Annotated in this window: 16 protein-coding genes; 11 read left to right on the top strand and 5 right to left on the bottom strand. The window is 60.0% G+C overall.

Translation table 11 applies throughout. The features are described from left to right. The first annotated feature begins 11 nt into the window (after nt 1–11). The 11 genes from ACXADQ_RS09360 (at nt 12) to ACXADQ_RS09310 (ending at nt 9,671) form a co-directional block, all read left to right on the top strand. A complete protein-coding gene (locus tag ACXADQ_RS09360) occupies nt 12–1,055 on the top strand; it encodes a hypothetical protein (protein ID WP_475319376.1) in 1,044 nt (347 codons plus the stop codon). An 84-nt stretch (nt 1,056–1,139) separates the two neighbouring features. Then, nucleotides 1,140–1,703, top strand: coding sequence for a NifU family protein (locus ACXADQ_RS09355; protein ID WP_475319373.1), 564 nt, complete (start codon nt 1,140–1,142; stop codon nt 1,701–1,703). Continuing rightward, complete coding sequence (gene tsaB, locus ACXADQ_RS09350) at nt 1,693–2,292, top strand: tRNA (adenosine(37)-N6)-threonylcarbamoyltransferase complex dimerization subunit type 1 TsaB (RefSeq protein WP_475319369.1); 600 nt, start codon at nt 1,693–1,695, stop codon at nt 2,290–2,292. The genes ACXADQ_RS09355 and tsaB overlap by 11 nt, the downstream gene beginning before the upstream one ends. Next, the gene (locus ACXADQ_RS09345; RefSeq protein ID WP_475319365.1) at nt 2,282–2,701 is read left to right on the top strand and encodes a GNAT family N-acetyltransferase; all 420 of its coding nucleotides are present in this window, start codon (nt 2,282–2,284) and stop codon (nt 2,699–2,701) included. The genes tsaB and ACXADQ_RS09345 overlap by 11 nt, the downstream gene beginning before the upstream one ends. 151 nt (nt 2,702–2,852) lie before the next feature. Further along, entirely contained in the window at nt 2,853–3,851 is a 999-nt protein-coding gene (locus ACXADQ_RS09340; protein ID WP_475319362.1) for a BMP family lipoprotein, read from the top strand. A gap of 69 nt (nt 3,852–3,920) precedes the next feature. After that, on the top strand, nt 3,921–4,277 hold the full coding sequence (locus ACXADQ_RS09335) for a hypothetical protein (RefSeq protein WP_475319359.1): 357 nt from the start codon (nt 3,921–3,923) through the stop codon (nt 4,275–4,277). Then, nucleotides 4,274–5,803: an ABC transporter ATP-binding protein gene (locus ACXADQ_RS09330; RefSeq protein WP_475319355.1), complete on the top strand. Its 1,530-nt coding sequence runs from the start codon at nt 4,274–4,276 to the stop codon at nt 5,801–5,803. The genes ACXADQ_RS09335 and ACXADQ_RS09330 overlap by 4 nt, the downstream gene beginning before the upstream one ends. Then, nucleotides 5,803–6,897 (top strand): ABC transporter permease, encoded by a 1,095-nt coding sequence (locus ACXADQ_RS09325; protein ID WP_475319352.1) that lies wholly within the window; start codon nt 5,803–5,805, stop codon nt 6,895–6,897. Before ACXADQ_RS09330 ends, ACXADQ_RS09325 begins: the two co-directional genes overlap by 1 nt. 5 nt (nt 6,898–6,902) lie before the next feature. Then, nucleotides 6,903–7,868 (top strand): ABC transporter permease, encoded by a 966-nt coding sequence (locus tag ACXADQ_RS09320; RefSeq protein ID WP_475319350.1) that lies wholly within the window; start codon nt 6,903–6,905, stop codon nt 7,866–7,868. A gap of 121 nt (nt 7,869–7,989) precedes the next feature. After that, nucleotides 7,990–8,910 (top strand): sulfite exporter TauE/SafE family protein, encoded by a 921-nt coding sequence (locus ACXADQ_RS09315; RefSeq protein ID WP_475319347.1) that lies wholly within the window; start codon nt 7,990–7,992, stop codon nt 8,908–8,910. Then, nucleotides 8,907–9,671, top strand: a complete 765-nt coding sequence (locus ACXADQ_RS09310) for a TIGR02186 family protein (protein WP_475319344.1) — start codon at nt 8,907–8,909, stop codon at nt 9,669–9,671. Before ACXADQ_RS09315 ends, ACXADQ_RS09310 begins: the two co-directional genes overlap by 4 nt. Here ACXADQ_RS09310 and ACXADQ_RS09305 read toward each other — a convergent pair. From ACXADQ_RS09305 to ccrA, 5 genes are all read right to left on the bottom strand, one after another. Beyond that, complete coding sequence (locus tag ACXADQ_RS09305) at nt 9,668–10,393, bottom strand: SDR family oxidoreductase (protein ID WP_475319341.1); 726 nt, start codon at nt 10,391–10,393, stop codon at nt 9,668–9,670. The genes ACXADQ_RS09310 and ACXADQ_RS09305 overlap by 4 nt on opposite strands. After that, nucleotides 10,390–11,925, bottom strand: a complete 1,536-nt coding sequence (locus ACXADQ_RS09300; protein WP_475319340.1) for an ATP-dependent DNA helicase — start codon at nt 11,923–11,925, stop codon at nt 10,390–10,392. The genes ACXADQ_RS09305 and ACXADQ_RS09300 overlap by 4 nt, the downstream gene beginning before the upstream one ends. 51 nt (nt 11,926–11,976) lie before the next feature. Further along, a complete protein-coding gene (locus ACXADQ_RS09295; protein ID WP_475319338.1) occupies nt 11,977–12,615 on the bottom strand; it encodes an acyl-homoserine-lactone synthase in 639 nt (212 codons plus the stop codon). Between the two features lie 110 nt (nt 12,616–12,725). Further along, nucleotides 12,726–13,439: a helix-turn-helix transcriptional regulator gene (locus ACXADQ_RS09290; protein ID WP_475326062.1), complete on the bottom strand. Its 714-nt coding sequence runs from the start codon at nt 13,437–13,439 to the stop codon at nt 12,726–12,728. A 329-nt stretch (nt 13,440–13,768) separates the two neighbouring features. Next, complete coding sequence (gene ccrA, locus ACXADQ_RS09285; RefSeq protein ID WP_475319336.1) at nt 13,769–15,058, bottom strand: crotonyl-CoA carboxylase/reductase; 1,290 nt, start codon at nt 15,056–15,058, stop codon at nt 13,769–13,771. Nucleotides 15,059–15,435: the final 377 nt, after the last annotated feature.

Below are 15,435 nucleotides of genomic sequence, written 5' to 3'. Positions count from 1 at the left end.
AAGGAGCCATCATGATCTCTGCCCTGTTTGCCGTCTTCTCTGCACTGATCATCCTTGCAGCCCCGGTGGCCGCGCAAGAACTGGACGAACCGTTCAAACCCGATTGGCTCAGCCAGGAAGAGGCCCGATACCTGCAGACCGGCCTGACGCTAGAGGGATTATATGTCGGTCTGATCGACGGCGATTGGGGGCGCGGTAGCCAGGCTGCGTTGGACAAATTCATGGCCGGACGCACCTCGGGGGCATTGCGGTACCGCGATCTGGCGCCCTTGGTTCAGCGCACGCAGCAGGCAATCCAGACCGATTTCTGGGTCGGCATCAACGATTTTCCCAAACGCGCCACCTTTCTGGCCCCGATGGCGATCCTGCAACAGGACGTCGGATCCGAGCTGTTCACCCTGCACGCGCCGGACAATAGCCTGAAAGTCCGCCTGATCGACAATGACAAGGACAAAACCATCGAGATGCACCAGTGGCTGATCGACAATCACAAGGGCACCAAACAAGAACTGTATCAGAACTATACCGAGCAGCGGCTGGTGACCTCGGGCGTGTTGAAAAGCGGAAAAACGGTCTATCTACGCTCGGAATACGCCAAGTCGAACATCATCGTGACAGTACTGGTTCAATACGAACCCTGGCAGAAAGAACGCGGGGCGCTGATCGCGGCCTCGATCAATTACCAGGGTTGGGGCATTGGTCTGGCGCTGCCCGATTACAGCCCGTTGGCGCGCTTGCTGTCGCAACCCGGTGGCGGCGCCGCGCGCCCGGCAGAACCTGTGACGCCCGTGACCGGAGGCGGGGGCGGAGGCGGAGGCATTTCTCGTTCGGAACCGGGCAAAAGCAATCCCCAGCCCGCGCAACCCGGAGGAGGCGGCGGCATTGCCCGCAGCCAGCCCGGGACAGGCGGATCGGGCGGTGGCACACCCGGGATAGGCTCGGGCGGATCCGGGGGTTCGGGCGGTTCTGGTGGCGGCATCGCGCGCCCCGCGGCCCCCATTGCAGCCAACAGCCTCAGCTTCAGCATCCCGCCGCAGCCGCCCGCAAATCAATAACCCACAACTTAGAATCATTCCAAACCTTGACTCTGTCCTCCCTCGGGCGCATATCCAAGGGAAGCCATAAAAGGTACCGCAGACATGTTTATTCAGACCGAGTTGACCCCGAACCCCGCAACCCTGAAATTCCTGCCCGGACAATCCGTGCTGGAGGCAGGCACCGCTGATTTTCCAACCGCAGATGCCGCCGAAAAATCACCTCTGGCGCAGCGCATCTTTGCTGTTGATGGTGTTTCGGGCGTGTTCTTCGGGACCGATTTCGTCACAGTGACCAAGTCTGATGCTGTCGAATGGGATCACATCAAACCTGCAATTCTGGGCGCCATCATGGAGCATTTCCAGTCCGGTCAGCCGGTAATGGCAGGCGAGGCTGGCTCGACCGGTGGCCATGCGGATCACGAAGGCCCGGACGGTGAAATCGTTGGTCAGATCAAAGAGCTGCTGGATACCCGCGTGCGCCCGGCCGTTGCGCAGGATGGCGGTGACATCACGTTCCACGGTTTTGATCGCGGCGTGGTCTACCTGCATATGCAAGGCGCCTGCGCGGGCTGCCCCTCGTCGACGCTGACGCTGAAAATGGGCATTGAAAACCTGCTGCGCCACTACATCCCCGAAGTGACCGAGGTCCGGCCCGTTGCCGTCTGATCCCCTCATTTTGGCATTCGACACATCGGCCGCGCATTGCGCGGCCGCTTTGCTGTGCGGCGACAGTATTCTGGGATCAAAGACCGAAGAAATGGGACGCGGACAAGCCGAGCGTCTTATCCCCCTTCTGGAAGACTTGCTAACGGAAACCGGGCATACCTGGTCCGACCTGGATGCCATAGGCGTTGGCGTTGGCCCAGGCAATTTCACAGGCATTCGTATCGCTGTTTCAACCGCCCGAGGGCTGGCTTTGGGATTGAATATTCCGGCGATCGGAGTGAATAGCTTTGACGCGGTCGAACACGATTTGGCCGGGGCTGCAATTGCGATAGTTCCCGCCCCACGGGACAGTGCCTATGTCGCGCTGCATGGGGCGGAACCGTACATGGCCAGCAAAGAAGACCTGCAAGACATGTTGCAGGAGGCTCCTTTGGTTTCACCTTCGGCGGACACAATTGCCCAGCAAATCGCGCAGGTCGCGGCAACTCGGTTTGGCGAACCACAGCCAGCCCCGGCCCCGCTATATGTCAAACCCGCGGACGCCGCCCCGGCGCGGGACGCGCCTCCGGTGATTTTGGATGACGCCTGAGCACCTGTCAGACCTGCACACCAGCGCCTTTGCCCGGCAACGCCCTTGGACGGCGGCCGAATTTGCCGCGCTGTTGGACTCGCCGACCGTCTTCTTAGTGCAATGCGATCACGCCTTTGCCCTGGGGCGTGTTATCGTGGACGAAGCCGAGCTGTTGACCCTTGCGACGGCTCCGTCCCATCAACGGCAGGGGCTGGGCGCGCGGATGCTGGCGCAGTTTCACGCCACCGCCCAAAGCCGGGGCGCCACACGCGCATTTCTGGAGGTGGCGGCAGACAATGCCCCGGCAATCGCGCTCTATCTGGGGGTGGGATACGCCCAAGACGGCCTGCGCCCCGGATACTATCACCTGCGCGATGGCCAGACGCAGGACGCTGTGGTCATGTCCCGCGCATTGCCGCAGGGTTAAGCACACCTGAACGCGCCGATGGCGCAATTCCTCTCAGTTTCCTGTTGACCGTTTGGTCAAAGCAAAGTCACATTTCCCCTAGTACAAGAGTGTCTGCAACCGAAAGGGTCCGGTATCCGCGACCCTGACAGCAAACTGTGGGAGAGAACAGATGACCCTGATGAGCAAATTTTGGGGGGCCGCTGCTGCCGTCGCACTAAGCGCCGGAGCCGCGATAGCCGATCCGGCGCTGATCTTTGATCTGGGTGGCAAATTCGACAAGTCGTTTAACGAGGCTGCCTTTAACGGTGCGACCCGATGGGCCGAGGAAACCGGCGGGACCTTCCGCGACATCGAATTGCAGACCGAAGCCCAGCGTGAACAGGCCCTGCGCCGCTTTGCCGAGGCTGGCGCCAATCCGATCATCACCATGGGCTTTGCCATGGCCGACCCGCTTTCCGCCGTTGCCCCTGATTATCCTGACACCAAGTTCGTAGCGGTAGACGTGACCTGGCTGGATGTGCCGAACATCCGCCAGATCGGCTTTGCCGAGCACGAAGGCTCGTACCTTGTTGGCATGTTGGCTGCGATGGCCTCGAAATCCGGGACCGTCGGGTTCGTCGGCGGCATGGATATCCCGCTGATCCGGCACTTTGCCTGTGGCTATGCCCAAGGGGCGCTGGCGGTGAACCCAGACACGAAAATCGTCGCCAACATGACCGGCACGACCCCCGCTGCGTGGAACGATCCGGTAAAGGGGTCGGAACTGACCAAGGCCCAGATTAGCCAGGGTGCTGACGTGATCTATGCCGCTGCGGGTGGCACCGGCGTGGGCGTTCTGCAAACCGCTGCGGACGAGGGCATCCTGTCCATCGGCGTGGACAGCAACCAGAACCACATGCACCCGGGCAAGGTTCTGACCTCGATGCTGAAACGTGTGGATGTCGCCGTGTATGACGCGATGAAAGCCGGTGTTGATCTGGAAACCGGTGTGTTCAACATGGGTCTTGCAGAAGAGGGCGTTGGCTATGCTCTGGATGAACACAACGCCGCGCTGATCAGCGACGACATGCAAGCCGCAGCCGACGGTGCTCGTCAGAAAATCATTGATGGCGAGATCGAAGTTGTCAGCTACTATACCGATGACAGCTGCCCGGTTCTGGACTTCTGAGGTCTTCGAACCAATCGAACCCGGGCCGCGCCAAACTGTTGCGCGGCCCTTTTCATGAACGGGATACCGATGACCGACACTATCGAGACATTTTTCGAGGCATGGGGCGAAACGGACGCGGATTCGCGTGCATCCATGCTGCGCGCCACCCTTTCAGAGACCTTCGAATACCTGGATCCGCGCACTCCGGACCCTGTCACCGATATCGACGCCCTGATCGCCTATGTGGCGATGTACAGTGACTACAGTCCTGGCGCGACGGCCAAGGCGGTGCATCTGTCCCAAACCGGGGTGCATGCGCGGGCCACGGTTGAATTCGCCATGCCGGACGGGAAAGTTCAGCATGGCCAGTATTTTGTGACGCTTGATGCAGGCGGGAAATTGACCCGTCTGATCGGCTTTGTGGGATTGGGAACACCTGAATGAGCGAACCAGCGATCGAGCTGCGCGGCATCTCCAAGGCCTTTGGGCCGGTGCAGGCGAACAAGGACATCTCGATCCGGGTGATGCCGGGCACAATCCACGGCATCATCGGCGAAAATGGTGCGGGCAAGTCCACCTTGATGTCGATCCTCTATGGGTTTTACAAGGCCGACCGCGGCGAGATCTATATCGCCGGTCAGAAAACGCAGATCCCCGACAGCCAGGCCGCCATCGCGGCGGGCATCGGTATGGTCTTTCAGCATTTCAAACTGGTCGAGAATTTCTCGGTTCTGGAAAACGTGGTTCTGGGCGCCGAGGACGGTCGGCTGCTGCGCCCCTCTTTGGCCAAGGCGCGGCGCGCGCTGACCAAACTGGCCAAGGAATACGAACTGGACGTCGATCCCGACGCGATCATCCAGGACATCGGCGTGGGCATGCAGCAACGGGTCGAAATCCTGAAAGCGCTATACCGGCAAGCCGACATTCTGATCCTGGATGAACCCACCGGCGTGCTGACTCCAGCCGAGGCGGATCAGCTGTACCGCATCCTGGACCGGCTGCGCGACGAGGGCAAAACGATCCTTCTGATCACGCACAAACTGCGTGAAATCATGGACATCACCGACACGGTCAGCGTGATGCGGCGCGGCGAGATGACAGCGACCGTGAAGACCTCGGATACCAGCCCCGAAGAACTGGCCGAACTCATGGTCGGACGCAAAGTGTTGCTGCGCGTGGACAAGGCGCCAGCCTCGCCCAAAGAGGTGGTTCTGGATGTTCAGGGATTAAACGTCACCGACAGCAAAGGCGTGCACCGCGTGAAGGATGTGTCGCTGAACGTGCGCGCCGGAGAGATCCTGGGCATTGCGGGCGTGGCAGGAAATGGCCAGTCCGAACTGCTGGAGGTTCTGGGCGGTATGCGTTCTGGCACTGGTCGCATCTCTTTGAATGGAAAAGATATTCCCCTGCATGGCCCCGGCGCAGATGGGCAGGCGCGACGCGCGGCAGGCATCGCGCACGTCCCCGAAGATCGCCAACGCGAGGGGCTGATCATGGATTTTCACGCCTGGGAGAACGTCGCCCTGGGCTATCACAATGACCCGGCCTACAATCGCGGTCTGCTGATGGACAACGCCACCTTGCGCGACGATACCGCCGCCAAAATGAACAAATTCGACGTGCGCCCGCCGGATCCCTGGCTGGCCGCCAAGAACTTCAGCGGGGGCAATCAGCAAAAGATCGTGCTTGCCCGCGAGATCGAGCGCCATCCTTCTTTGTTGCTGGTCGGGCAGCCCACGCGCGGTGTGGATATCGGCGCGATCGAGTTCATTCACAACCAAATCGTTGCTCTGCGCGATCAGGGCGCGGCGATCCTGCTGGTCTCGGTCGAACTGGACGAAATCCTCAGCCTATCTGACCGCATCGCCGTGATGTTTGACGGGCGGGTCATGGGGGAACGCCTGCCCGGCCAGACCGATGCTGGCGAGTTGGGCCTGCTGATGGCCGGTATGAACGGAAAGGCCGCCTGATGGAAAAAATGCCAAAATGGGCGGATGTGGTCCTGATCCCCGCGATCTCTTTGCTGCTGGCGGCGGCGCTGTCGGCGCTGGTTATCCTGGCCATTGGCGAAGATCCGGTGGCCGCAGTCAAAATGATGGTTCAGGGGGCCTTGGGCTCGACCTATGGCTGGGGCTACACGCTGTACTATGCCACGAATTTCATGTTCACCGGGTTGGCGGTGATGGTCGCGTTTCACGCCGGTCTGTTCAATATCGGCGGCGAGGGCCAGGCGATGCTGGGTGGGCTGGGCGTCGCGATCGTGTGCCTTTACGTGCCATGGCCGCATTGGACGGTCGCGATCCTTGCAGCCACCGTCGGGGCGGCCGTTTTTGGCGCTTTTTGGGCGTCGATCCCGGCCTATCTGCAGGCCAAACGCGGCAGCCACATCGTGATCACCACGATCATGTTTAACTTTATCGCCGCGGCGGTGCTGAACTATGCGTTGGTCAACGTGATGCGCCCCCAGGGCGCCATGGATCCGGCCAGCGCGCGCTTTCCCGAGGCGGTGCATCTGCCCACTTTGCATGAATTGCTGCTGCCGCTGGGCATCAAGTTTTCCAAGGCGGGGCCGGCAAATGTCAGCCTGCTGATCGCGCTGATTGCCTGCGTTCTGGTTTGGGTGCTGATCTGGCGCACGTCTCTGGGCAACCAGATCCGCACGTTCGGGAAATCCGAACGCGGGGCGCGCTATGCTGGCATTTCGGCCACGAAAATCACCATCGTGGCCATGCTGATCTCGGGGGCGTTGGCCGGGTTGATGTCGGTGAACGCGACCATGGGCGAAAGCGAGCGCCTGATCCTGAACGCGACCGAGGGCGCCGGGTTCATCGGGATCGCGGTGGCCTTGATGGGACGAAACCATCCCTTCGGAGTGCTGCTGGCGGCCATCTTGTTCGGGTTCCTGTATCAGGGCGGCGCTGAACTGGCGTTATGGACCTCGATCCCGCGCGAGATGATCGTTGTCATCCAGGCGCTGGTCATTCTGTTTACCGGCGCGCTGGACAACATGGTGCGCATACCGCTGGAACGACTGTTCCTGACCTTGCGTCGCAAAGAGGGATAAGGGCCATGGATTATCTGACTCTGTTGCAGGTTCTGGATTCGGGTGTTCGCCTGGCAACTCCGCTGCTTTTGGCCTGTCTGGCCGGGCTTTACAGCGAACGCGCGGGTGTTTTTGACATCGGGCTAGAAGGCAAGATGCTGGCAGCGGCGTTTTTCTCGGCGGCGGTGGCCTATGTCACCGGCAATGTCTGGTTGGGGCTGCTGGCGGGGATCGGCGCGGCCGTGACTTTGGCCATGCTGCATGCTCTGGCCTCGATCACATTCCGCGGAGATCAGCTGATTTCCGGCGTCGCCATCAATTTCCTGGCCGCTGGCATGACCGTAGTGATCGCGCAGGACTGGTTCAAACAGGGAGGGCGCACGCCATCGCTGATGGGCGATGGCCGGTTCGAGCCCATCACCCTGCCCTTTGCGGACTCGCTGCAGGGCATCCCAATTCTGGGCCCGCTTTATTCCGAGCTGATCTCGGGTCATACCTTCCTGGTTTATCTTGCGCTGGCCTGCGTGCCGCTGACCTGGTGGGTGCTGTATCGCACGCGGTTCGGCCTGCGCCTGCGAGCGGTGGGGGAAAACCCGGCAGCGGTGGATACCGCGGGAGTATCGGTCGTTGGCATGCGCTTTGCAGCCGTGGCGATCTGCGGGTTACTATGCGGCATCGCGGGGGCCTATCTGGCAACTGCGCTTCAGGCCGGGTTCGTGCAGAACATGACCGCAGGCCGAGGATACATCGCCCTAGCCGCGCTGATTTTTGCCAAGTGGCGGCCCTGGTATGCACTGATGGCCACGATGCTGTTCGGACTGCTGCAAGCGGTTGCGCTGCGCTATCAGAACATCGAACTGGGGCCTGTAACGATCCCGGTTCAGGTGATGGACGTGATGCCCTATGTGCTGACAGTTGTGATTCTGGCCGGATTCGTGGGCAAGGCCATCCCCCCCCGCGCCGGTGGCGAGCCCTATGTGAAAGAGCGTTAGATCAACACCGATATACCTTAGAACGACACCGATATGGGCGGCTGTATTTTTCCCTTGGATACATAGGTTTTAGCCGCCCGGAACGCTTGCCAAGCGACATCTCGTCGCTGTAGGAAGAGCCATGCAAATTTATCTGCCCATTGCCGAAATCTCGGTGAATGCCTTCCTGCTCTTGGGATTGGGCGGGATTGTGGGCGTGCTGTCAGGCATCTTCGGGGTGGGTGGCGGTTTTCTCATCACCCCGCTGTTGTTCTTTGTCGGTATTCCGCCCGCTGTGGCCGTTGCCACCTCGGCCAACCAAATCGTGGCATCCTCTGTTTCCGGGCTGCTGGCGCATTTGAAACGCAAGAACGTGGACATGCGCATGGGGTGGGTACTGCTGGGCGGAGGCCTGGCCGGATCGGCCGTGGGCGTCGCAGTGTTCAACTATCTCAAGGCGTTGGGTCAGGTCGATCTGTTGGTCCGGCTTTGTTATGTCGTCTTTCTGGGTGTAATCGGCAGCCTGATGCTGGTCGAAAGCCTGCGCGCGATCCAGCGCGCCCGCAAAGCAGGCGGTGTCGTGATCAAGAAACGCAGCCGCAACTGGGTGCACACCGCCCCGCTGAAAATGCGGTTTCGCACCTCGGGTCTGTATATCTCGGTTATTCCGCCTGTTCTGGTTGGCTTTTGCGTTGGGATGCTGGCCGCCGTCATGGGTGTTGGGGGCGGGTTTATCATGGTGCCTGCGATGATCTATATTCTGGGCATGCCAACCAAAGTGGTCGTAGGCACCTCGCTGTTCCAGATCATCTTTGTCGCTGCGTTCACCACCTTGCTGCATGCCATCACCAACCACACGGTCGATCTGCCGCTGGCCCTGTTCCTGCTGGTCGGAGGCGTGTTGGGCGCACAGATCGGAACGCGCATCGGGGTCCGCCTGAAGGCCGAGCAACTCCGCGTTCTGCTGGCCCTGCTGGTCATCACCGTTTGCGCCAAGATCGCGCTGGAACTGCTTCTGGAACCCTCCGAGCTCTATTCGATCGCAGCGAGGACCGGATCATGATGCTGCGCCTGATTGCAATGCTGGTTCTCCTGCCGACGCTGCTGTGGGCCTCGGATGAAGAGGTCGTGCTGGGCCTCAGCCAAGACCGGGTGGCAATCACCGCCCGGTTTGATGGATCGGATATCCTGATATTTGGCGCCGTGAAACGCGAGAGCGCGATCCCGGATACGCCTTTGGATGTGATCATCGCCATTGCTGGCCCCGTCAGCACCGTCACGGTTCGCCGAAAGGATCGCAAATACGGCATCTGGGTCAATGCAGCCGCCGTGAATGTGGGCTGGGTTCCCAGTTTCTATGCGGTGGCGACCAGCGGACCCTTTGATCAGGTTTTGTTGGCCAGCGAGGACCAAAACCGCAATATCTCGATCGAGCGCTCAGTTCAGGCCATTGTGACCCCCGGCATGAAGGAAAACGCCAGCGACTTCACCGAAGCGTTGCTGCGTATTCAGCGCGACGCCGGGGTGTATCAAATGCTCGAAGGCGCGGTGGATGTGGACCAGCAGACGCTGTTTCGCACATCTATCGCCCTGCCGTCGAACCTGACCGAGGGCGACTATAAAACCCGGATTTTCCTGGCGCGCGAGGGCAAGGTGATCTCGTCCTTTGAGACCACGATCGAGGTTCAAAAGGTCGGGCTGGAACGCTTCCTGTTCAACCTGGCCCAGGATCAGGCCACGCTGTACGGGCTGCTTTCATTGGCCCTTGCTGTGATCGCCGGCTGGGGGGCCTCGGCGATTTTTCAGCTGATCCGACAGGGCTAGCCCCGTCCGATATAGGGCATTTTCGTCGCCATGATGGTCATGAACTGCACATTGGCCTCGGGGCCCAGTTCAGCCATTTGCAGCACGGCCTTGGCCACGTCCTGAACGTTCATCGACGGCGGTGGATTGTCGGGGTTTTGGGCAATAATGCCCTCTAGCAGCTCGGTCCTGGCATTGCCGATATCAATCTGCCCACAGGCAATATCAAAGGCGCGCCCGTCCAAACTCAGCGTTTTGGTCAGCCCCGTGATGGCGTGTTTCGTGGTCGTATAGGTGACCGACCCATCGCGCGGCGTATGCGCACTGATCGAGCCATTGTTGATGATGCGCCCTCCCATCGGGCTCTGACGGCGCATCTGACGAAATGCGGCGCGGGCGCACAGAAACATCCCGTCCAGGTTCACGTCCCGCACCTGCCGCCACTCCTCGACGCTCAGCTCGTCAATGGGGACCGCCCGTCCGAACATTCCCGCGTTGTTGAACAGCACATCCAGTCGGCCTGCGGTTTCTGCAAATGCATCAAAGGCCTGATCCACCTGATCCGGGTCCGTCACATCGGCCGCCAGGACCACCGCATTCGGATCGCCATTCGCCACGTCGTTCAGCGCCTCGGCCCGGCGTGCCAACAGGCCCACACGCCATCCTTGGGACAGAAATTTTTGCGCGCAAGCCGCCCCGATTCCAGAACTGGCCCCGGTGATCAGGATAGATTTCTGGGTCATTCGCGAAGCTCCTGTGATTGCAAGACCAAGGGGGCGGCGGGCGCGGCCCGCAGATCATCCACCACCAACGGTCCACTGGGTTTTGCCAACCGGTTGCGCACCACCCAGTACAACCGTTCCTGAGCGCGCGTGATCGCCACATAGGCCAGACGTTTCCACAACGGTTGGCCGGCCTCGACCCGCCCCATCCGAGCCGCCACAAACAGGTCAGGCGCAAACACTTGCACGTTTTCCCATTGGCTCCCCTGGGCCTTATAAATCGTCACCGCCGCCCCATGCAAAAACGCAGCGCCCATACGCGCGGCGAAGGGAATAAATGGCTCTTCTTCGTCGGGTTTTTCGATCTTGATGATCGAGGCCACGTTGACCTGCGGATCTTCGGCGCCCATCACATGCATCCGGGAAAACCCCGGCTTGCGCCCCGGCCCCAGATACACGACCTGAGCGCCCTTGATCAGCCCTCGCGCCTCCAGATCGACACGCTTTTTCCGGTGCTTCAACGGCAGCTCGATCCCGTCGCAAATCAGAGGTTCGCCCTCCAGCAGGGCATCCTCGGGCGCGCCGTAAACTGTGCGAAACGCGTTGATCAGCCGTATGCGCGTCGCATTGCGCCAGACCAGAACCGGGCTGCGCGCCATCAGATCCACCTCGACCCGCTGGGCCAGGACCACACGATCATCCTTGCGCGAGGCCTGTTCGACCAGGCGTTCAAAATCCTCGAACCCCAAATCCGGATCAGACAAAGCATGGGCCAGATCCAGGATCGGATTGTCGGCATCCTGCCGGTGAATGCGCTGCAATTCCTGCTTTGCCACCGACGGCAGCGCGTCGAAAACCATCTGGCCAGACTGACCGACAGGAGCCAGCTGCGCCGGGTCCCCAAACAGGATCAAAGCTGGGAAAATCTCTTTAAGATCTTGAAATTGTTTGTCATCCAGCATCGAGGCTTCGTCGACAAAGCCAATATCCAGCGGGTCATCCCGCCGTTTCCAGCCGGTGATAAAATCGCTGCCACGCAGGCCCGCAGCGGCCAGCGCCCCGGGGATGGATTTGTTCAGCTGGTAAAAGGCATGCGCGCGATCCAGCGCTTCGTCGGTCAAGCCCTCGATCTCGGGGCGCTCTCCATTGCCCGACAGCCACTCTGCGATCTTTTCGTATTCGGGGTCATAGACCGGCGTGTACAGAATGCGGTGGATCGTCGTCGCGGGCACGCCGCGATTGCGCAACACGCTGGCCGCCTTGTTCGTCGGGGCCAGAATAGCAAGGGTCCGACTTTCTTTGCGCCGCTTGGCTTCGTAGTCGCCCGACACAATATCTACGCCCGCAGTTTCCAAAGCCTTGGTTAATTCCGACAACAAAAGAGTTTTGCCCGACCCGGCTTTGCCCAACACCGCCATGACCCGGGTTTTGCCCTCGGTCGGGGGCGTCAGAACCCCGTTGTCCAGATCGACACCAAAGCCGCGCAAGGCTTCGGTGATGTGGTCATAGGCCTCGGCCTGATCATGCGAGAATTGGAGAGCTGGCACCGTCATGGCGCGACCCTACAGCCTGTCCGCAACAGGCACCAGCGTCCAATCGTGAGATCAGCCCGTCATGGCAAACGGTGGCTGCGATCCGGGCTTGAAGGCCTGTTTAAACCAGGATTCTGAAAGAGCCTCGGACAGCCCCGCCTGACGGGCAACCCGCGCCTTGGCCTCGGGCGAGAATTCCCACAAGCCGACACTGATCGCCTCCCGACCCGTTCCCGAGCTGCCCAGCACCGTGGGCGAGGACCCAATCCGCCGATAAATCCGCACCATTCGCGCGTCAAAAACCCCAACAAAATGGCGCAGTCCAAAACGATCCAGGATCTCGCCGCCCCCCAGCATCAGGGCAGCGGCCACCGTGGGCTCGGCCCTGCGGGCCAGGCAAAACCGGGTACATTCCCAGATAAGTGGGCTTTGGATACGCACCCCACCGGTCAGGTCCAGAAAGTGGTCATTCACCATACATCGCCCGGTCGTGGGCAGAAAACGCATGGATCCGCCATGCGTGCCATCCGGCCGCTGCCAGATGACATAGAGTGGGTTCAACTCGTCATACTCGTCACGTTCCTCGCCCTGCTCGTTTACGGTCACGTCCCAACCCAGTCGGGTTTTGAACTGATCGGCGCGATCCCGAAACATGGTGTCGCGCAGCAAGGGAGTTGTCTTCAGGTCTTCTGCATATAAATAGCGCAGCATCGTCCAGCCTCCGAGCGTCGTGAATGCTACGCACGCTAGGGAAGCAAGGTTAACGAATCCCCCCAAGGCATGGACGTTTTAGTTAATAAATTCATAATGTTAGCAAAAGGTTAAACCACGATCAGGCCACGACTGATCGCCCGCGCCACAGCGTGGGTCGTGTTCAAAGCCCCCAGCTTGAACCGGGCGCTTTCGATATAGACGCGCAGGGTGTGCTCGGAGATCGACAGCGCATCAGCAACCTGCGCACGGCTTTGCCCAAGTGCAATCAGGGTCAGGGCATCCACTTCACGGGGTGACAACGCCTGCGCCGGAGCGGGGGTGCGACCTGGTTCAAATTCCAGGGCCTTTTGATTGCAATAATAGGCCATCAGGATCAGCCCGCTGCGATGCATGTCGGTGAAACGGGCCCAAATCTCGTCCTCGCAGGTGTGGTTCACTGTGAACAACGCAAACTGCCCGTTGGGGCCCCGGATCGGCACCGAAAAACCCTGGTTGCCAACCCCATACGCCATCGCATCTGCGCGAAACGCTTTGGCGGCGCGGCTGGTCCAATCCAGATCGTTCCAATCCACGGGATGAAAGCGCTGGAAACAGCCCTGCACGACAGGGTCGATCCTTAGATAGTCTTTTTCCTGATAATGTGCGGCCCAGGCCGGGTCATAGGTGCCGCATCCGTATTGCTCGCCGGCCGAGTTTACCCAGTGATAGACAATGTGATCAACTCGGTAATGGTCGCGCAGATCTTCTAGTGCGGTTTGCAGATCCTCAAGACTGGTAGCGCGCTCCAGCTCTTCCAGTATCTGCTCTAGCCGCGGCTTCATCGCCGTGTATTGCAAGAGTGCCCCCCGTGTCGGCGGATGCCATCTCGACCGCAGCGACCAACCGGGCCTGCGCGAGTTGCTCGGCAAGCAAGGCATGACCATTCGACTGAGCGAAATTTTTCAGGTCCGAGAGAACATCCAAGATCCAGTCGTTCTTCATGGTTAACACTCTGCCGGTTAAGTTAACGAAGGGTTAACACAATCATAGCACGAGCCCATTCCACCGCGAAATTCACGAATTTCAACTCCCCATAAATAGCGAGGCTGCAGAAATAGCAAAACCGCCGGAGGCTTCCCTCCGGCGGCTCACAAAGTCAGATGAAATTGGCTTAGGCTTTGCCAGCTTCCAGCACATCCTCGACGGTGCGCAGACCGGTCTTGGGCGACTGAACCAGCACGGCCATGTTGCCCGGCTTGTGCTCGTTGTTCATCATTTTCATGTGCGCGGCGGGGATTTCATCCCACTCGAACACTTCGGACATGCAGGGGTCCAGACGGCGCTCGCACATCAGGCGGTTGGCGCTGGCGGCCTGTTTCAGGTTCGCGAAGTGCGAACCCTGCAGACGCTTCTGGTGCATCCACATATAGCGCACGTCAAAGGTGGTGTTGAAACCCGAGGTCCCGGCGCAGATCACAACAATACCGCCTTTTTTCACAACCAGGGTCGACACAGGGAAGGTCGCCTCGCCGGGGTGTTCGAACACCATGTCGACACTGACGCCTTTACCGGTGATGTCCCAGATGGCCTTGCCGAACTTGCGCGCTTCTTTCAGCCACGCGTTATATTCAGGCGAGTTCACCGTGGGCAGCTGACCCCAGCATTTGAAGTCTTTCCGGTTGATGACGCCCTTGGCGCCCTGATCCATCACGAACTGGCGCTTGCTCTCGTCTGAGATCACGCCAATCGCGTTAGCACCCGCAGTGTTCGCCAGCTGGATCGCGTAAGACCCCAGACCGCCCGACGCGCCCCAAACCAGAACGTTCTGGCCCGGCTTCAGCTCGTGGGGGTGGTGGCCGAACAGCATGCGGTAGGCAGTGGCCAGAGTCAGGGTGTAGCAGGCGGCCTCTTCCCAGGTCAGATGCTTGGGACGCGGCATCAGCTGCTGCGCCTGCACGCGGGTGAACTGGCTGAACGAACCGTCGCCGGTCTCGTAGCCCCAGATCCGCTGGGTCGGCGAGAACATGGGGTCACCACCGTTACATTCTTCGTCGTCACCGTCGTCCTGGTTACAGTGGATCACGACCTCGTCGCCCACTTTCCAGTTCTTGACCTTGTCACCGACGGCCCAAACGATACCCGAGGCATCCGAACCCGCGATGTGATAGTCTTGGCCATGCACGTCGAAGGGCGAAATCGGAACGCCTTTGCCGGCCCAGACACCGTTATAGTTCACGCCTGCGGCCATCACCAGAACCAGCACTTCGTGGCTGTCGATCTGCCAGGTGTCCACGACCTCTTTTTGGAACGAGGTGTCCGGATCGCCATGACGTTCGCGGCGGATCGCCCACGCGTACATCTTTTTGGGGACGTAACCCAGAGGCGGCATTTCGCCAATTTCATACAGATCTTTTTCCGGTGCGTCGTAGGGTGCAATGCCGGTTTCGGTGTCCAGAGCCATGTCAGCCTCCATCTTGAATCTCTTGCCGCGACGCAGAATCGTCGCTTCCTGAGGATGGAATATCGGTCGCCACGAAATAATGCAACGCCATTTATTATGATTTTGTAATTTTATGACCTTGCGGTCGCAGAAATTTCCGGCCAATTATGCTGCAACAGCGAAAAACATGTAGCTGGGACATAGAATTAGCACTTTGCGTCGCTGCGGCGCGATCCGTCAAAGAATCAAGCGTCTGCGACCTATGTCTCCCCCTGCCATGCCAGCGCAGCGGGCGCGTCGTTGCCCGTTTTCCTGTCAAATCCCGCGCGATCCTTGCGATTTCACCGATTTTTGCCGCTTCGCAGCGACAATCGCGCGTAACATTCCCTAAATGCCGC

This window comes from Thalassovita sp. ABM4_323 (assembly GCF_056158665.1).
This window is presented reverse-complemented; position numbering and strand designations above follow the sequence as displayed.